Annotated in this window: 16 protein-coding genes; 13 read left to right on the top strand and 3 right to left on the bottom strand. The window is 38.6% G+C overall.

Features of this window, described 5'->3' with window-relative positions; genetic code table 11:
• Positions 1 to 2 precede the first annotated feature (2 nt).
• The 10 genes from infC to RB214_RS07835 all read left to right on the top strand — a co-directional run bounded on the left by infC (position 3) and on the right by RB214_RS07835 (position 10,071).
• Positions 3 to 563 carry a translation initiation factor IF-3 gene (gene infC / locus RB214_RS07790; protein ID WP_309168752.1) on the top strand — a complete coding sequence of 187 codons (561 nt, stop codon included), beginning with the start codon at positions 3 to 5 and terminating at the stop codon, positions 561 to 563.
• 211 nt (positions 564 to 774) lie between these two features.
• Positions 775 to 975 carry a 50S ribosomal protein L35 gene (rpmI, locus tag RB214_RS07795; RefSeq protein WP_002960713.1) on the top strand — a complete coding sequence of 67 codons (201 nt, stop codon included), beginning with the start codon at positions 775 to 777 and terminating at the stop codon, positions 973 to 975.
• Positions 976 to 990: 15 nt separating this feature from the next.
• Positions 991 to 1,350 (top strand): 50S ribosomal protein L20, encoded by a 360-nt coding sequence (gene rplT, locus RB214_RS07800; protein ID WP_002960711.1) that lies wholly within the window; start codon positions 991 to 993, stop codon positions 1,348 to 1,350.
• A 130-nt stretch (positions 1,351 to 1,480) separates the two neighbouring features.
• Positions 1,481 to 2,791 carry an IS4 family transposase gene (locus RB214_RS07805; RefSeq protein ID WP_309168758.1) on the top strand — a complete coding sequence of 437 codons (1,311 nt, stop codon included), beginning with the start codon at positions 1,481 to 1,483 and terminating at the stop codon, positions 2,789 to 2,791.
• A gap of 425 nt (positions 2,792 to 3,216) precedes the next feature.
• Positions 3,217 to 5,034 carry a M14 family metallopeptidase gene (locus RB214_RS07810; protein ID WP_309168760.1) on the top strand — a complete coding sequence of 606 codons (1,818 nt, stop codon included), beginning with the start codon at positions 3,217 to 3,219 and terminating at the stop codon, positions 5,032 to 5,034.
• Position 5,035: 1 nt separating this feature from the next.
• On the top strand, positions 5,036 to 5,677 hold the full coding sequence (locus RB214_RS07815; protein WP_309168762.1) for an MBL fold metallo-hydrolase: 642 nt from the start codon (positions 5,036 to 5,038) through the stop codon (positions 5,675 to 5,677).
• A 106-nt stretch (positions 5,678 to 5,783) separates the two neighbouring features.
• Positions 5,784 to 6,242, top strand: coding sequence for an Lrp/AsnC family transcriptional regulator (locus RB214_RS07820; RefSeq protein WP_002960703.1), 459 nt, complete (start codon positions 5,784 to 5,786; stop codon positions 6,240 to 6,242).
• Between the two features lie 129 nt (positions 6,243 to 6,371).
• A complete protein-coding gene (locus RB214_RS07825; protein WP_002960702.1) occupies positions 6,372 to 7,928 on the top strand; it encodes a SulP family inorganic anion transporter in 1,557 nt (518 codons plus the stop codon).
• A gap of 249 nt (positions 7,929 to 8,177) precedes the next feature.
• Positions 8,178 to 9,254, top strand: a complete 1,077-nt coding sequence (locus RB214_RS07830; RefSeq protein ID WP_024606563.1) for a sensor histidine kinase — start codon at positions 8,178 to 8,180, stop codon at positions 9,252 to 9,254.
• Positions 9,247 to 10,071, top strand: a complete 825-nt coding sequence (locus RB214_RS07835) for a LytTR family DNA-binding domain-containing protein (protein ID WP_024596642.1) — start codon at positions 9,247 to 9,249, stop codon at positions 10,069 to 10,071. Before RB214_RS07830 ends, RB214_RS07835 begins: the two co-directional genes overlap by 8 nt.
• A 278-nt stretch (positions 10,072 to 10,349) precedes the next feature.
• Here the strand turns inward: RB214_RS07835 and pyk are convergent, their stop codons facing one another.
• Entirely contained in the window at positions 10,350 to 11,786 is a 1,437-nt protein-coding gene (gene pyk, locus RB214_RS07840; RefSeq protein WP_002962904.1) for a pyruvate kinase, read from the bottom strand.
• A gap of 377 nt (positions 11,787 to 12,163) precedes the next feature.
• On the opposite strand from pyk, the gene gndA reads away from it, so the two are divergent.
• Positions 12,164 to 13,537 (top strand): NADP-dependent phosphogluconate dehydrogenase, encoded by a 1,374-nt coding sequence (gene gndA, locus RB214_RS07845; protein ID WP_002962903.1) that lies wholly within the window; start codon positions 12,164 to 12,166, stop codon positions 13,535 to 13,537.
• Positions 13,538 to 13,605: 68 nt separating this feature from the next.
• Here the strand turns inward: gndA and ansA are convergent, their stop codons facing one another.
• Positions 13,606 to 14,616 (bottom strand): asparaginase, encoded by a 1,011-nt coding sequence (gene ansA / locus RB214_RS07850; protein WP_002962901.1) that lies wholly within the window; start codon positions 14,614 to 14,616, stop codon positions 13,606 to 13,608.
• Between the two features lie 82 nt (positions 14,617 to 14,698).
• Positions 14,699 to 16,564 carry a signal peptide peptidase SppA gene (gene sppA / locus RB214_RS07855; protein WP_309168765.1) on the bottom strand — a complete coding sequence of 622 codons (1,866 nt, stop codon included), beginning with the start codon at positions 16,562 to 16,564 and terminating at the stop codon, positions 14,699 to 14,701.
• A 219-nt stretch (positions 16,565 to 16,783) separates the two neighbouring features.
• Here sppA and RB214_RS07860 point away from each other — a divergent pair, with 219 nt between their 5' ends.
• Together RB214_RS07860 and RB214_RS07865 are read left to right on the top strand one after the other, a co-directional pair.
• Entirely contained in the window at positions 16,784 to 18,745 is a 1,962-nt protein-coding gene (locus tag RB214_RS07860) for an FAD-dependent oxidoreductase (RefSeq protein ID WP_002962897.1), read from the top strand.
• Positions 18,746 to 18,838: 93 nt separating this feature from the next.
• The gene (locus tag RB214_RS07865; RefSeq protein WP_002962895.1) at positions 18,839 to 19,522 is read left to right on the top strand and encodes a DoxX family protein; all 684 of its coding nucleotides are present in this window, start codon (positions 18,839 to 18,841) and stop codon (positions 19,520 to 19,522) included.
• The last annotated feature ends 31 nt before the right edge of the window (positions 19,523 to 19,553 follow it).

Below are 19,553 nucleotides of genomic sequence, written 5' to 3' on the forward strand. Positions count from 1 at the left end.
TCTTGGAGGAACGTACTATTAGAGGCGGCAAGAAAGGGCAACAAACAGCTCAAAAAAATCGTATTAACGAAGAAATTACAGCGCAAGAAGTTCGTTTAATTGACATTGAAGGCGAACAAGCTGGAATTCAGTCATTACAAGACGCGCAAACTATGGCCGATACAGCGGGTGTTGATCTTGTTGAGATCAGTCCAAACGCTGAGCCGCCTGTTTGTAGAATCATGGATTACGGTAAGTTCATCTTTGAAAAAAGCAAAGAACTAAAAGAGCAGAAGAAGAAGCAAAAGCAAATCCAGATAAAAGAAATCAAATTCCGTCCAGGTACGGATGAAGGTGATTATCAGGTTAAGCTTCGCAACTTACGTAAGTTCTTAGAAGCTGGCGATAAAGCTAAGATTACTATCCGCTTCCGTGGTCGTGAAATGGCTCACCAAGAAATTGGTATAGAATTATTAAACCGTATCAAAACCGATTTAGAAGAGCTTGCTGTAGTTGAGTCTTTCCCAAATCGTGTTGAAGGCCGCCAAATGGTTATGATGATGGCGCCTGTTGCTAAAAAATAATTTTTAAGCGATAATACGCACCGAAATTAGCTCAGGTCTGCAAGCAATATGCGAATATTCACCTGAGTTAACCGGTTTTAAAGTAAGATTGCGGCATTTATGTTGGGTCTTCACCGGAACATGGCAGTAAGTCAGGCCTAAAAGTGGAGCTATAGCAATATATCTCACGCCTGCTTACTAATTTAAAAGCAATACAATTGGAGTTATTGCAATGGCTTATAAGCTAAAAAGTCACAGTGGCGCTGCTAAGCGTTTCAAAAAGACTGCTTCTGGCGGTTTCAAGCGTAAACAAGCGCATCTTCGTCATATTCTGACTAAGAAAACTTCTAAGCGTAAGTTACACCTACGTCCTAAGATGATGGTTCATAAAAATGACCATGGTCTAGTTTCACGTATGTTACCGTTCGCTTAATAGGGGTTTTTAGAAATGGCAAGAGTTAAACGCGGCGTTGTCGCACGTGCACGTCACAAAAAAGTTTTAAAACAAGCAAAAGGTTACTACGGAGCACGTTCACGTGTTTACCGCGTAGCTTTCCAGGCTGTTACTAAAGCGGGTCAATACGCTTACCGTGACCGTCGTGCGAAGAAACGTACTTTCCGTCAATTATGGATTGCACGTATCAATGCTGCTTCACGTCAAAATGGTCTGTCTTACAGCCGTTTTATCAATGGTCTTAAAAAGACTTCTGTAGAAATCGATCGTAAGATCCTTGCAGATATCGCTGTTTACGACCAAGTTGCATTCGCAGCGCTTGTAGAAAAAGCAAAAGAAGGCCTAGCCGCTTAAGCTTTTTTATATAAGTATTAAAAAGGAGCCTATGGCTTAATGCCGATCATTTAAGAATTAGTTAATAGCACTTGAACGATCTTCTAGGTATGTAAGAATCCGAATTCTTTTGTAGAATTCGGATTTTTTTATGCAACTTTCTAATGCTCTCGATATTATTAACAACATCAAACCTAATGACGTTGAAATACTCGCAGACTTACTCCCTTTATCTCTTATCGAAGAAGCCTATGCACTGACCGAAACCGTTACACTACGAAAAAGAAAACCAACCCTAGAATCGATGGCTTGGTTGTTGATCGGGATGGTTATTTATAATGACAAATCGATGGCCGATGTCGTTAATATGCTCGACATTGTTGACCGCGATGGTAAGCCATTTGTTGCGCCAAGTGCTTTAACTCAGCGTCGTAAAAACCTAGGTGAAGCCGCCATGAAAGCCTTATTTGAATGCACCCAAAGGCATTGGAATAATGACGCTAATCATCCTCATTGGAATGGGCTTACCTTGCTTGGTGTCGATGGTGTCGTTTGGCGTACGGATGACTCACCCCAAAACAATGAAGCCTTTACAAAACCGACTAATACACAATACCCACAGGTCAGAATGGTGTGTCAAATGGAGCTAAGCAGCCACCTAATCACGGGGAGTGCTTTTGATGATTACAAGGTCAATGAAATGGTGCTGGCTGAAAAGCTTATAGAAACCACACCCGATAACAGTCTCACTTTATTCGACAAAGGTTTCTATTCTTTAGGGCTTTTACATAAATGGCAAACAACTGGCAGTGAACGCCATTGGCTAATCCCCCTGAAAAAAAATGTGCAATATGAAGTTATTCAAACATTAGGGCGTAATGATAAATTAGTCCAACTTAGCAGCAACCCAAGAGCAAGAAAGATGTGGCCAACGCTGCCTAACACCTTAATCGCGAGGTTAGTGACTCGAAAAATAAAGGGGAAATCATATAGTGTGATGACATCTATGACAGATCCGATGCGATATCTATCAGCCGATATAGGTGATTTGTACAGTCACCGCTGGGAGATAGAGCTTGGTTATCGGGAACAAAAGCAATATATGCTGGGCAATCGATTAACATTAAGAAGTCGCTTACCAGCGCTTGTAAAGCAAGAGCTGTGGGGAGTGTTGCTTACTTATAATATGGTGCGATATCAGATGGTAAAAATGTGCCACACATTAAAAGGTGATTATTTACCGTACCAACTGAGTTTCAATGGTAGTTTAGCTCAAATAATGAGGTTGCTTGTTGGATTACCTTATTCAACACCTGGAGCCATACCACGTCAATTAAAATACTTTTATGCGATGGCAGAAAGCCTAATTCTAGAGCCTCGAAGGGATCGAGGTTTTCCTCGTGCAGTCAAGCCAAGACCACAGCGGTACGCTAGAAATAAAAAAGCCGCTCACCTTAAGTGAACGGCATTAGAGCCTATGGCTCCTTTTTTTGTGCCTGTAATTTAGTAACTTAAACCAATGAGTAATACCAATTCGCTTAATTAAAGGATCTATTTTGAGAGCGTAAAAACGTATTGATAGCTAGGCAAAAAATTCGCTATTTAGTTGTTCTCGGCAATTGCTCCTGCATTGCTCTACCTTCTGCATCCATGCAGTCGTAAATGAGAGTTTTTTAACGCAGGTAGCGACATGTTTAGCCCCGCAAAATGATTAAGTATTACTGCGGATTGGTATAATATTTAATAAGGTTATAAAGCCTAAAAATACAGGTGCGAATGAGTGAGATGTATTTGGCTGCATTTTTTTGTTGAATCACCGCAGTTTCCTCATTATAAAAAATTTAGTTGATATAATTTATATAATTAAGGCGTTTGTTAGAGAATTTTATGTTTGCAAGTTTACTCATTTTATCTGCAAGTGTGGCGTATGACGCACACTTACCTCCACTCATTGAGTGGCAGGGGAAAAGCGTAGAGCTTTTACAAAAACAAGGGCCGTTAACTACTGACTTCGAGTTATCTGCAGGTGAAGCGTCGCCCGATTATGCAAATACAATGGCATTTGTAGATAGGTTAGTTGCTGCAAACCCTACTCAGTTTCAATCTCAAACCATTGGCTATAGTAATAGTAAGCGTGCAATAAAAATGTTGATTGCCAGTGAGCAAGGTTTTTTTGAAGCAAGGCAAATGGCTAATAGCACTAAGCCAACTATTTTTATCCAGGCAGGAATACATTCTGGGGAAATAGACGGTAAAGATGCCATGTTCATGTTACTCAGAGATATAGCGACGGGTAAGCGCCGTGACATTTTAAAAAAGGTAAACATATTATTTATTCCTATTTTAAATGTAGATGGTCACGAACGTAGCAGTGCATTCAATCGCATTAATCAACGGGGCCCTGCAAAAATGGGCTTTAGAACAAATGCTAATAACCTTAATTTAAATCGTGATTTTACTAAATTAGATACCCCAGAAGTTAGAAGTGTTTTAAAGGTTATTAACGACTACAACCCAAATTTATACATTGATGTACACGTTACCGACGGCGCAGATTACCAATACGATGTGACTTATGGTTACAATCCGGTATTTTCGAGCGAATCGCCTGCGGTATCAGATACATTAAACCAGTTTTTTAAACCTCTCATTGACGATACGCTAGCGAGGCAAGGACACATCCCAGGACCACTTGTTTTTGTTATGGATAAACGCGACTTTAAAAAAGGGTTAGCGGGCTGGGTTGCTACGCCACGTTTTTCAAATGGTTGGGGGGATTTAAAGTCATTGCCGACTATTTTAGTCGAAAATCATTCATTGAAGCCTTACAAGCAACGTGTATTGGGAACTTATGTATTTTTAGATGGTGCTATTACTGCGCTATCAAAGCACAGTCATGAATTAGCTAATGCAGTAAAAAAAGAACAAGAATTTGTTCCTAAACAGTTAATAGTAAAGCGTGGCTATGCCAAACAAGCAGATACTATTGCACAGTTTAAAGGCATTGAATATTCATCAAGCATGAATTCACTTTCGGGTCAAAATGAAGTGAAGTATTTGGGTAAAGCACATACATATACTGACTTACCTATTTATTGGCAAAAAGATGTACAACATACAGTTGAAGTACCTAAAGCTTTTTTTATTCCGCCTGTATATCGCAATATAATTAAGAAACTAAAGTTACATGGTGTCTCTATTAATAAACTTGAAGGGGCAAACACACAGCCTTTGAAAGTTGCAAAGGTGGCAGACTACACGTTTGATAAAGCACCATTTGAAGGGCGTTTTAGAGTATCAGCAACTTTTGATTACGTCCCTGCTATAAATGTAGATTTAGATGGTTGGTACCAAGTAAATACCCAACAAAAAGCAGGCGAATTAGCGGTTCATTTATTGCACCCGGAAGCCCCTGATTCATTTTTTGCGTGGGGTGAGTTTAATACTATTTTTCAGCGTACTGAATATATGGAAAACTATGCGCTAATTCCGTATGCACGCCAAATGCTAAAAGATAACCCAAAGCTTGCGCTTAAGTTTGATGAAAAACTTAAAGATAAATCATTCGCGAGTGACGCAGAAGCTCGATTAAACTGGTTATATGAGCAAAGTCCATTTTATGATCAAGCGTATTTAAAGTATCCAATACTTATGTCATTCGAAGAAGAAGTTGTTATTCCAGATCAAAAAAGTAAAGAAATTTAATATGGAAATCATAACTATACCTGTAACTGCCTTTGCACAAAACAGCCGTATTATTTGGTGTAGCGAAACTAAACACGCTGTGGTTATCGACCCAGGTGGCGACACTGATAAAATAATAACGGTCCTTAATGAGCATAAACTAGCATTAAGTGCTATTTGGTTAACGCACGGGCATTTAGATCATGTGGGTGGGGCTGATATTTTACGAAATCAATTTAACGTACAAATTATTGGTCCACAAAAAGATGAGTACTTCTGGTTTGAAAACTTACCTATGCAAGCACAGATGTTTGAATTTAAACCCATTGAACCGTTTTATCCGGATATTTGGCTAAACCATAACGACACAGTGAGCGTAGGTAAACTTAGCTTTTTAGTTAAACATTGCCCGGGGCATACACCCGGTCATATAGTGTTTTACCAACCAGACTATGAGTGCGTTATTGTCGGTGACGTTATTTTTAAAGGCTCAGTAGGGCGTACTGACTTTCCTAAGGGAAACAGTGAACAACTTATTGAGTCGATTAAGGCGCATATTTTAACCTTACCTGATAATACTAAAATATTGGTAGGACATGGTAGCGACACTACGGTGGGATTTGAAAAGAAAACAAATCCTTTTGTGAGTGGTAAGTTTGGTTAAGTTGCTTATTTTAAGTTTACAAACTGCATAAACATTAAAAATAAGCAGACTGAGTTTTAAAATGGTTGTATAATTTAACCAGTTTATTTGATAAATAAGAAATAAAATGTCTCTAAATCACGTAGATCGCCAAATATTGGCACTTTTACAACAAGATGCTAGTTTATCAACCGCAGAAATTGCAGATAAAGTAGGCTTGTCTCAATCTCCATGCTGGCGTCGAATCGCTAAGCTAGAGCAAGATGGTTATATAAAAAGCAAAGTGGCTCTTTTAGATGAGAAAAAACTTGGCTTTGATATGCTTGTATATGCACATGTGCGTTTATCAAATCACGGTAAAAAGAATCTTGCTGAGTTTGAAAAGCTGATCATGAGCTACGACGAGGTAACAGAGTGTTACACTATGGCTGGTACCATGGACTTTATGCTACGCATAATTTCACAAGGCATAGAAGGGTATGAGCATTTTGTGCGTGATAATTTACTAAGCTTAGAATACGTCCAAGAAGTACATTCTAATGTAACAATGACATGTGTAAAACGCAGTACTTCACTTCCTTTGTAAAAGCACTTCTTTTAAAAGCTAAACCATTTTTAGTTTAGCTTAACCACATAATGACAATTGTTAACTGAGCGCTAATTTGGTAGAATTTAGCGCTTTTTTTGATACCCATTACACCATTTGAGGACCTCAATGTTTAACTTACTCAGTAGGGCGCCTAGCTCTGCTAAAAACGATATTCTATCTGGATTAACTGTGGCGTTAGCCTTAGTGCCAGAAGCAGTTGCGTTTGCCTTTGTTGCAAATGTAGAACCTTTGGTTGGTCTATATGCCGCGTTTATCGTTGGTTTAATTACGGCTATTTTTGGTGGTCGCCCTGGTATGATTTCAGGTGCAACCGGTGCACTAGCTGTTGTCATGGTAAGTTTAGTGCTTGATCACGGTGTTGAGTATCTATTTGCAACAGTGTTGCTGATGGGAATACTGCAAATTCTCGCGGGTGTATTTAAGCTCGGTAAGTTTATCCGTATGGTTCCTCATCCGGTAATGCTTGGTTTTGTAAACGGGTTAGCAATTGTTATATTTTTAGCTCAGCTAGGGCAGTTTAAAGTGCCAGACGGTATGGGCGGACAAGAATGGATGACAGGAAATCCATTATTTATCATGCTTGGCTTAGTTGCATTAACCATGGCAATAATCCACTTTTTGCCAAAATTGACTACAGCAGTGCCTTCATCTCTAGTTGCTATTGTAACTGTAACTGGATTAGTGATTGGGTTTGATTTAGAAGCGCATACAGTATTAGATTTCTTAAAAGGAATGACAGGCGACGAAACAGCAACAATCGCTGGCGGCTTACCTGAATTTCATATTCCTATGGTACCGTTTACTTTCGAAACGCTACAAATTATTTTTCCTTATGCACTTATTTTAGCGGCTATTGGTTTAATTGAATCATTATTAACGCTTAGCTTAATTGATGAGATTACAGAAACCCGTGGTCATAGTAATAAAGAATGTATTGGTCAAGGTGCTGCAAATATTACCTGCGGTATGTTTGGTGCAATGGGTGGTTGTGCAATGATTGGTCAATCAATGATCAATATAAATTCAGGTGGTCGCTCTCGTTTATCAGGTATAAGCGCTGCACTTATGCTACTTGGTTTTATTATTTTTGCCTCTAGCTTAATTGAAATGATCCCATTAGCTGCACTTGTTGGTGTTATGTTTATGGTAGTACTTGGTACATTTGAATGGGCAAGCTTTAAAATGATGAAGCGCGTACCATTATCTGATGCATTTGTAATTGTTCTTGTGTCGGGCGTGACTGTTATTACTGATTTAGCGATTGCTGTATGTGTGGGTGTTATTGTATCGGCTCTAGTATTTGCTTGGCAGCATGCGAAGCAGATATATACAACTAACTACATTGATCAGGAAGGCGCTAAGGTGTACGAACTACACGGTCCGTTATTCTTTGGCTCTGTTAAAAACTTTTCTGAGTTATTCGATGTGAAAAATGATCCTAAAAATGTGATTGTTGAATTTAAACACAGCCGCGTATCTGATCACAGTGCAATAGAAGCAATTGATACACTTGCTGACAAATACACAAAAGCAGGTAAACAACTTCATTTACGTCACTTAAGTAAAGACTGTACGCAGTTGCTTCATAAAGCACGTGATTTAGTTGAAGTGAATGTGATTGAAGATCCAACGTACAAAGTAGCATCAGATAAACTAGCTTAATTTACACAAGGCTATTGATATTTAAAAAGCGGAAGGCGGATAACCTTTCGCTTTTTTAGTGTCTCGACTATTTGTTTGCGGTAAGACTCTTAAAAAGCAAGGCAAGCTGTAGTGCTATGCAAACTCATAAATCTATATAATAAGACTACCTAATTTTGTGAAAATTAGCCCTACATGGGTAAAAATAATAAAAATAACAAAAGCCTATTTTATGGAATTAGTTTTAACCATACGGAGTAAACATCTATTTTGAACTGGCAAACTTTAGTCGATAACAGGCAACGTTTTTTTTGGCTTTTGCAAATCGCGGGCTGGATTGGTTACGCGTTAGTAAATTATATCGGCTCTAAAGTATTTGAAATGCGTGATATATACGTATTTGTTATTTTATTGAATGCTTACGCTGGTTGTTTGATGACAGTGCCGCTTAGGTATATTTACCGTAAAATTTGGAATGCCTCGCCCTGGGTGTTAATGATTGTAGTATTTGGTGCCTCTTATATAACGGGCACTCTATGGGCTGTCGTTCAAAAATTCAATCTATGGGAAATATACCGCCATGGTTATAGACCAGAGGAGTGGTTTTATTACCTGCAGCAAGGTTTAGATTCGGTTTATATTATTTTATGTTGGAGTGGTTTGTACTTTGGCGTTAAATATTATCAGTTATTACAAAGTGAGCGACAAAAAGCGTTAAAGGCCACAACGATGGCACACGAAGCGCAACTAAAAATGCTCAGGTATCAGCTCAACCCCCATTTTCTATTCAATACACTTAACGCTATTTCTACTTTAATTTTGGTTAAAGAAAACAAAGATGCTAACTTAATGGTAGCAAGGTTAAGTGACTTTTTACGTTACACACTTAATACCGATCCAATTAAAAAAGTACCGCTTGAGCAAGAGCTACATGCTCTCATGCTTTATTTAGAAATAGAGCGCGTCCGTTTTGATGAGCGATTGAAAGTAAATGTAGATATTAGCGAGCAAGCAAAAGAGGCTTTAGTACCGAGCTTAATTTTGCAACCAATTATAGAAAACGCGATTAAATATGCCATTGCCCATCTGACAGAAGGTGGTGTAATTGATATTAAAGCACAAGTATTTGCGAATGAATTATTACTAGAAGTGGGTGACAACGGCCCAGGCACTGAAATACTTGATGGCCAATTAGTTAACGCTCAAGGTGTAGGTGTTGCTAACACCAAAGATAGATTAAAAACGTTGTATGAAAATAATTATTCGTTTGTATTATCACATAATACGCCAAGTGGATTAAAAGTTAATCTGCGAGTACCTTTTGAGAAGGCTGTGAAAAATGACTAAAATAAAAACACTCATTGTTGATGATGAACCGTTAGCGCGAAAAGGTTTAGCGGTAAGACTTGAAGAATATTCTGATATTGAAGTAATTAAATTGTGTAGTTCAGGCGCTGATGCAATTGAAATGTGCCAAAGCGAGAAAATCGATTTGGTTTTTTTAGATATTCAGATGCCAGGTATGAATGGCTTTGAGGTGGCAAGAGCGCTTAGCGAAAGTACAAAAGTACTACCTGCTATTGTATTTGTAACTGCTTTTGATCAGTTTGCTGTAAAAGCATTTGAAATTCATGCTCTCGATTACATTTTAAAACCCGTTGATGATAACAGATTAAAACAGGCGGTAGAAAAAGTGCATACTTATTTAAAAACGCAGCAAGACAACGCCCATAAGAAAAAACTAGCGAGTTTTGTAGCTGGTATTACTGGTAATAATTGCGAAGAAATATTAAAAAAATTAGCCACTGGCGATACCTTAACAGATAGACGTTACCCAGAATCGCTTGCAGTAAAAGAGCAGGGTGAAATTATACGAGTACCTGTAGCGACTATCCAATGGGTTGATGCTGCAGGTGACTATATGTGTTTACACTGTGAAGATGGACAAACGCATATACTTCGTAAAACAATGAAAGAGCTTGAGCAAGAGCTAGACCCTCAGTTATTTGTGCGTGTACACCGCAGTGCGATAGTAAACACAAAACAAATTAGTAAGCTGGTTACACAAGTAAGTGGCGAGTATTTATTAGTACTTGAAAACGGACAAGAATTAAAAGTGAGCCGTAGCTACCGAGATAAGGTTAAAGCGGCATTAGCAAGTTAAAGCCAACGCTTTTATTACAGGCACAAAAAAATGCGAGCTAAGCTCGCATTTTTTATATTTAGTAATTATACCAATCCGCAATAATACTTAGTTATTTTGCGGGGCTAACGTGTCGCTACCTGTGTTAAAAAATTCTCATTTACGACTGCATGGATGCAGAAGGTAGAGCAATGCAGGAGCAATTGCCGAGAACAACTAAATAGCAAATTTTTTGAATAGCTATCAACACGTTTTTCTATCCTCAAAATAGATCACTTAATTAAGCGAATTGGTATTAATTATGCGACAGTTACAATTTTCATTGTGTTAGTTGCGCCCACAGTTTCCATTGAGTCACCGTGAGTAATAATTACTGTATCGCCAGACTGTAAAGAACCTTGAGAAACTAAAGTATCAAGTGCCGCTTTTACCATACCGTCTTTTTCAGTTTTTGTAGAATCAAAAAATACTGGGTAAACACCACGATAAAGTGCTGTTTGACCTAATGTACTCGCATGGCGTGAAAGCGAGTAGATTGGTAAGCCAGAGCTGATACGTGACATTAATTTAGCCGTGCTACCAGATTCAGTAAGCGTGATGATAGCTTTAACAGAATCTAAGTGATTAGCTGCATACATAGCAGAAAGTGCGATAGATTCTGCATTGTTAGAAAAACGACTATCTAAACGATGCTTAGAAACATGCGTTTCTTTTTGAGATTCAGCACCTAAACAAACACGTGCCATAGTTGCAACAGTTTCTTCAGGGTAATCACCAGCAGCTGTTTCAGCTGAAAGCATTACAGCATCTGTTCCATCAAGAACAGCATTTGCAACATCCATAACTTCTGCACGTGTAGGCATAGGGTTATCGATCATCGATTCCATCATTTGCGTTGCTGTTACTACAGTACGGTTTAATGAACGAGCACGACGAATAATTAGTTTTTGCTTGCCCATAAGAGCTGCATCACCAATTTCAACACCTAAATCACCACGGGCAACCATTACAGCGTCAGACGCTAGAATGATGTCATCAACAGCTTCTTGTGTTTCAACGGCTTCAGCACGTTCAATTTTTGCAAGTAGTTGTGCTTTTGAACCAGCAGCTTCAGCAAGTGAGCGTACGTAGCGCATATCGTCGCCACTACGTGGGAATGATACGGCAATGTAATCTACGTCAATTTCAGCGGCAGTTATTAAATCTTCTTTATCTTTTTCAGTAAATGCTGGAGCAGTTAAGCCACCACCTAAACGGTTAATACCTTTATTGTTAGATAAAACACCGCCAACAGTTACAGTACAATGTACTAAGTGCCCAGCTACTTCATCAACAGTTAGTTGAATAAGGCCGTCATTTAGGAGTAGTAAGTCGTTAGGGCTAACGTCGTTAGGTAATTCTTTATAATCAATACCTACAGAGTTAACATCGCCTTCGCCTTTTTCCATTTTTGCATCAAGAGTGAACTTTGCACCCACAGCAAGCGTTACTTTACCTTCTTTAAAAGTAGAAACGCGGATTTTAGGGCCTTGAAGGTCAGCAAGGATAGCAATATGCTTGCCTAATTTTTTTGCAATATCGCGTACAGCTTGCGCACGGTCTTTATGATCTTGGGCAACACCATGTGAGAAGTTTAAACGTACTACATTAGCCCCAGCGATAATAATTTTTTCTAAGTTGTTATCTCTATCGGTAGCAGGTCCAAGGGTAGCGACTATTTTCGTGCGTCTTAGCATCAATTTCTCCTGTTTGCTTGGTGAAAGCATGTTGACGTTATTTTGTTGAATTAAAATATCTATATTGGATTAAAATATTTTAATTATGTGCAAACTTCAAAGGTTTGCCACTATTTTATACAAAACTATTGTGTCATCATTATGACACCGGTGTCAGAATGCGTCAATGATCTTAATTTCAATTAGCGTTGCTTTTAGTCACCCCGAGAGCATTGATGTTTGATATAATTACGTAGCTTATTTATCTGTAATAAAAAAGCATGTTGTATGGGCTCATAGTTAGTATTTTATGACTGTATGAGTATAATGCACGCGGTATTATTTAATTTATACACTGAATTTTCTAACCAAATAGTTGTTACCGAGGAGGACACTAGATGCAAGTTGCATTAGTAGGGTTAGGCGTTATGGGAAAAAATCTTGCCCTAAACTTGATTGAAAAAGGGATAACGCTAGTCGCTTATGATAAAAACCCACATGCGGGTGAAGAGTTACTAAGTTGTGCCAAATCACAAGGCATGGCTGATAGGCTTCACATTGTCTCTGATTTAAGTGACATGGTAAGGCGTTTAGAGGCACCTCGTTCTATTTTATTACTTGTACCTGCTGGTGAGTTAGTTGATACAGTTTGTAATGAACTTGTAGAGGCCGGCGTTAATTGTGACGATATGATAGTCGATTGCGGTAATAGTAATTATAAAGACGGTATAACGCGTAAACTCAAATACCAAAATAAATTTGAATTTGCCACTATGGGAATTTCTGGCGGTGCAGAAGGCGCTCGCCATGGTCCTGCAATGATGGCAAGTGGTTCTGAAGGTGGTTGGGAACGTATTGAGCCATGGTTTGAAAAAGTAGCTGCTAGCTATAATGGCGACTCGTGTTTTGCACGTGTTGGCCAATCAGCAAGTGGTCATTTTGTAAAAATGGTTCACAACGGTATTGAATACGCACTGATGCAACTTATTGCAGAAGTGTACCAATTACTTCGTTTAGGTACTAATCGTTCTCCAAAAGAAGTAGCTGAGATATTTAATGACTGGTCAGAAGGTCAATTAAATAGTTACTTACTGTCTATTTCTAGCCATATATTGTCACTTGAAAATCATAATAATGTACCGCTTGCGGACTTAATTGATAATAAAGTTGGCGCTAAAGGTACTGGTCTTTGGACTGCGCAAAATGCACTCGAACTTGGTATTGCTGTCCCTTCACTTGTTGCTGCTGTTCAAGCTCGTCATTTAACTAATGCATGTAACACAACGGCTGCACAAGAGATGACATATGCATCTAAATCAACGAACAATGTTGAAATTGATTTAGAAGAGCTAAAAGACGCGTTCTTACTTGCAAGCTTACTTGCGTATCGTCAAGGTCTAGCGCTAATTAAAGGTGCATCACGTACTCATCAGTGGAAAGTCGATTTATCTAAAACGCTTCAAACATGGCGCGCTGGTTGTATAATCCGTGCTGACTACCTTGATAGCGTTGCACAAGGTGTTGAATTTATTGACACTCTTGAAAAAGAGTCTAACTCTTTGCGCAAAATTACCGGTCAAGCAATAATGACTGGTTTAGCATTCCCTGTATTGGGAGCTACACAAACGTATTTAGCAACATTAACTACACCGAGTAATGGGCATTTAGTTCAAGCCCAGCGTGATTACTTTGGTGAGCATGGCATAAAAACCCACAGTGGTGAAATGTGTCATTTAACTGATTTAGTAGATATAAACGCTAAAGTTAGATAAAAAACAGTTGTTTAAAACGATAAAGGCACGCTATTTAGCGTGCCTTTTGTATTTTTAGCCTGTAAAAATTAACGGCTCAACTCACCACGTAAGTTATCTTGCATTAAATGACGAATCGTTTCGACTTCAAGCTTTTGGCTAAATAAATAATGTAACTTAGTTAAACATGCTTCAAGGGTCATATCGTACCCACTTATTACACCAATATTTAATAGCGCATTACCTGTTGCATAGCCACCCATGTTTACATGACCTTTTAAACACTGAGTTAAGTTAACAATTACGACGCCACGTTTACTTGCTTCTTCGAGTATTGACAAAAAGCTCGGATCTTGTGGTGCATTACCCACACCAAAACTCAGTAGCACCAATGATTTAATATTGCCATTGACCAAGCTTTTAACTACCTCTTGGCTAATGCCAGGATACAAATAAAGCACCCCGATAGGTTGAGGTGTAATAGGTGTAACTTGCAGCTCATTTTCAACATATGGGCTAAGCTGACCTTTAATCAGTTGGATATTAATACCTGATAACGCTAAGGGGTCTAGATTAGGCGAGGCAAAAGCATTAAACCCATCCGCGTGTGCTTTAGTTGCTCTATTACCTCTAAACAGTTGGTTATTAAAAAAGAGACTTACTTCAGCAATAGGATAATTTGCAGCTAAATACATGGCATTAAGTAAGTTTACTTGGCCATCAGAACGCAATTGTGAGAGCGGAATTTGTGAGCCGGTTACAATCACAGGTTTAGTCAAATTTTCGAACATAAATGACAGCGCTGAGGCTGTATACGCCATAGTATCAGTGCCATGGAGCACCACAAAACCATCATAATCTTGGTATTTATCTTTGATATCATTAGCAATGAGTTGCCAATGCTCTGGAGACATGTCTGAAGAATCTATAAGAGGGCAGTATTCGTGAATATCAAACAAAGGCATTTCATCACGATTAAATTCTGCGTTATTCACTACGGTTTCTGTTAAAAAACCTTCAGCAGGAATATAGCCTCGACTCGATTTTTTCATACCTATAGTACCGCCAGTATAAGCGATATAAATGCGTTTACGTTTCATAAAAAAAGCCCAGTAAAAAAACTGGGCCTAGTATAACGTTAAGCAGCTTTAAATACAGCTGATTAGGTGAAGCTATGCACTTTTATTGTGCAACGTTACACACTAAACAGCGTGCGTATACACCTTGTGGATCGTTGTAATCTTTAAGGTTTTCAACTTCAGTACTTAATTGGTTAATAACACTTTGTAAATTAGCTTGTGTTGCTAACACAGATGTTTTTTGTGTTTGCAAACCAAGCATAGATTTAATAGACGCATTACCAAAAATGTTTTGAATCATTTTTTCTTGCGAGCTTAAATCTTGTTTAATAGTTTTAACTTCATAATGATTAAGCTTGGCAAGTGCAGCAGCGGCTTCAATCGCATCTTGTTTGTCGCCTAGCTTATCAACCAAACCTAGTTCAAGTGCTTGAGATGCAATCCATACACGGCCTTGGGCAATTTTGTCAACCTGCTCAGGCGTCATATTACGCGCATCAGCAACAACATTTAAAAAGCGACCGTATGCTTCCTCAACGTTCATTTGAATTACTTGACCCATCTTTTCATTTAGTGGACGAGTGATAGAAAAGCCAGCCATTTCGGTTGTTGCAACGCCATCTGAATAAACACCAATTTTTGATAAGGTTTTCTCAAATGTCATAAACGTACCAAATACACCAATTGAGCCTGTAATTGTACTTGGTGCTGCCCAAATTTCGTTTGCAGCAGAGGCAATCCAATAACCACCTGATGCAGCCACAGAACTCATTGAAGCAATAACAGGTTTACCAGCAGCCTTAAGGGCTAATACTTCAGCACGAATAACTTCAGAGGCAAACATACTACCGCCACCAGAGTCGATACGTAGTACAACCGCTTTAACTTTATCATCAAGGCGTGCTTTACGAAGTAGGGCAGCTGTAGAGTCACCCCCAATTTCGCCCGCTTTACGCTCACCATCAACAATCGTACCTTTAGCAACAACTACCGCTACTTTTTCGGTAATAGGGTTATCAATTTCAATAGGCGGTTTAATTAAGCTTAAGTATTCACGAAATGAAACTTGCTTAAATGTCTTACCATCTTCTCGTGTGCCCACTAAATCAATTAATTGTTTGCGAACTTGCTGATTTGTTTTTAAAGAGTCAACCCACTGGTGATCAAGTGCATATTTACCTGCATCGCCATCGGCAGCTTTCATTTTTTCTAGATATACGTCCATTGTTTCGTCAAAATTTGACTCATCAAACGGGCGAACAGCGGCAACATCTTGTTTGTATTCGCTCCAAAGAGCGCCTAACCAAACGCGGTTAGCTTCTTTAGCTGCATCGGACATGTCGTTACGAATAAAAGGTTCTACTGCAGACTTAAATGTACCAACACGGAAAATATGCTGCGTTACTTCAAGCTTTTCAAGTGCATCTTTAAAGTAAAGCGGGTACATGCCATAACCTTCAATACCTACGCTGCCGTATGGGTGCATAGCTATTTCGTCAGCATGCGATGCAATATAGTATTGTGCTTGAGTATAGTAATAACCCGATGCAATTACTTTTTTGCCAGCTTGCTTGAAGGCATCAATAGCCTTTGTAATTTGCTTAAGTTTATTTAAATGTGCTTTAGGCATCTCTTGTAAATCAAGCAATATCACCGTGATACGATCGTCTTTAGTCGCTTCATTTATTACTTCAACAATATCGTCGAGTAATATTTCGCTTGGCGCTTCAGAACCAGAAGTTGCATCACTAATTGCGGCTTCAACTGGGTCTATATATGTTTTCTCTTCAACAATAGGGCCATTTAAGTTAAGCCTGAGTACAGAGCCATTTTCAACTATTATTTGATCATCGTCACTTGAGAGTGACACAAAGAAAACAATTACCAGTAATAAAAACAAAATGTTTAGTATTAAGCGACGAGAAAAATTAATTCCAGCCCAAATACCTTTAAATACCTTTGCTATCAAAATAGCTCCTTAATTTGGTACAGTTAATACATTAGTTCCATCTTAGCCTAGAATAAAAATAAATTTAACTGCTAAATCGTAACGAAGTGTTTATGAACCTATATAAACGTAAGTTTTTACTGCTATTTTTAATTAAATGCATGCACATATTGCTTATTACTTGCCATTAAAGCAGAATTAGCTAATGTATACAGGTTAGACCAGTTAACGGGGCACAAGATGTTAGAACAACAATTACAACTAAAACACACACAATTACGTAACCGCTTGGTTATGGGCTCAATGCATACAGGTCTTGAAGAGGGCTGGCATAACCGCAAGCGCTTACGCGCATTTTATGAAGCACGTGCAAAAGGTGGCACCGCAATGTTAATTACAGGCGGATACAGCCCTAATTTACGTGGCAAGCTAACACCTATTTCTTCCTCATTTAATAGTTATTACGATGTGTTTAAGCATCGCGCTTACACAGATGCTGTGCATAAACACGGTGGAAAAATTTGTTTGCAATTATTACATGCTGGACGTTACGCATACCATCCTTTCAATCAAGCACCAAGTGCAATAAAAGCACCTATTAATCCTTATAAACCTAAAGCGATGTCGCTTGGCTCGATTAAAAAAACAATTAAAGACTTTGCGTATTCTGCCTATATGGCTGAAAAAGCCGGCTACGATGGCGTAGAAGTCATGGGTTCTGAAGGGTATTTGATCAATGAGTTTATGGCGCCGCACACCAATAAACGCGATGATGAGTTTGGTGGCAGCTTAGAAAATAGAATGCGACTTGCACTTGAAATAGTTAAAGCTGTAAGAGCAAAAGTATCTGAAAAATTCTTAATTATTTTTAGATTGTCGGTCATTGATTTGATTCCAAACGGTTCAACACCAGAGGAAGTTGTTATTCAGGCTACCGAACTTGAAAAAGCGGGTGTTGATATATTTAACACTGGCATTGGTTGGCACGAAGCGCGTGTACCGACTATTGCGAGTATGGTGCCACCGGGTGCATTTAAAGAAGCATCAAAACGTTTAAAAGACGTGGTGAGCGTGCCAGTTATTGCTGTTAACCGAATTAATACTCCAGAAATTGCTAACGATATTTTAAATGCAGGCGAGGCTGATTTAATTTCGATGGCACGTCCGTTATTGGCTGATCCTGAGTTTTTTAATAAGTATGTAAACAATCAATCTAAACAAATTAATATTTGTATTGGCTGTAACCAAGGTTGTCTAGATCACGTATTTAAAAATAAACGTGCTACTTGTTTAGTTAATCCACAAGCTGCATTTGAGCTAGATTACCCGCTAGAGCAAGCAACCAAAGCTAAAAATGTATTAGTTGTCGGTGCAGGTCCTGCTGGTTTATCAGCAAGTTGTTACTTGGCTCAAAAAGGGCATAACGTCACGTTAATTGATCAAAAATCGCAAATGGGCGGTCAATTTAATTTAGCCATGCAGATACCGGGTAAAGAAGACTTTAACCATACACTTACTTACTTCACTAATGAGCTCGAGCGATTAAAAGTAACTGTGGAGCTTAGTAAAGCTTACGACGATTCAATGCTTAAAGATTATGATGATATTGTTTTTGCAACAGGCGTTAGGCCGCGTGAAGCCTCTATTAAATGTAGTGATGATAAGCGTGTGTTTGCCTATGACGAAGTCATACGCGGCGAAGTAGAATTGGGCAAATCAATCGCTATTTTAGGTGCTGGCGGTATTGGTTTTGATATGGTTGCGTTTTTAAGCGAACATAAATCACAATCTATTAGCGAGTTTAAAACGCAATGGGGGATTGAGTGTGATGCACAGCCTCATAAAGACGAGCGCCAATTGTATATGTTAAAACGCAGTTCGGGTCGTTTTGGTAGTGAGCTTGGTAAAACCACTGGTTGGATACATCGCCAAGTTGCTAAACAGCATGGCGTTAAACAAATTGCTGATTGCCAATATCAAAGTTTTGATAAAAATGGGTTAACAATTAATGTTGCTGGAGAAGTACAAGTGCTGCCGGTAGATACTGTTATTGCCTGTATTGGTCAGGTTTCTAATAGCGAAGTGCTAGAAGGTTACACAGATAACGCAAAAGTGCATGTGATAGGCGGAGCTAAACTGGCTGCTGCAATTGATGCTAAACGCGCTATTTTTGAAGCCCTACAAGTGGCGAGAAGTATTTAACCTTTGTAAATAAATTGAAATAGTTTATCAATTTATACGGTCTTTGTTGTTTATAGTCTATAACTTAATAAACATTGAACACACAGGATACGCATGAATAAACTAATCAGTTTTTATAACACAATATTGGGTAAACTATCGTTTTTAGATGGTTTACCTGCTTTACTATTTCGCTTAATTTTAGCTCCCGTTATGATCATCGCAGGTTATAACAAACTTGCTATAAGCACTGAAACAGAAGGCTTTCTAAATAACTTTTTAGCATCTCCTGATGTCGTTCAATGGTTTGGTAATAGTGAATGGGGTTTAGGCTTACCGTTTCCTGACTTACTAGCTTTCTTAGCTGGATGGAGTGAATTTTTAGGTGGTTGGTTGTTATTATTAGGCCTTTTAACTCGCTTAGTCAGTATCCCGCTTATGTTCACAATGGTTGTAGCGGCTACTTCAGTACATTGGCATAACGGGTGGTTTGCAATAGCGCCGACTAATCCAGAAACAAGTGCTGCGCAAGTACTTGATTGGCTATCTATCCCAGGTGCAAAAGAAAGCCTCGAAAACTCATTAGAAGTACAGGACAGGATAGGGAAAATTCGAGGCTTAGTTGAAGAGCACGGCTTTCCTGATTACCTATACGAAAAAGGTAAACCATCTATTTTAAATAATGGCATAGAATTTTCGGCAATTTATTTTGCTATGCTCCTAAGTTTATTTTTTATGGGCGGTGGGCGTTTTGTTAGTTTTGATTACTGGTTAAAGCGAAACGTTATAAAAAAATAGCGCATTAAATGTATTTTATTAACGGCTGCAT

The organism is Pseudoalteromonas sp. HL-AS1, from assembly GCF_031198785.1.
Classification (GTDB): domain Bacteria; phylum Pseudomonadota; class Gammaproteobacteria; order Enterobacterales; family Alteromonadaceae; genus Pseudoalteromonas; species Pseudoalteromonas distincta.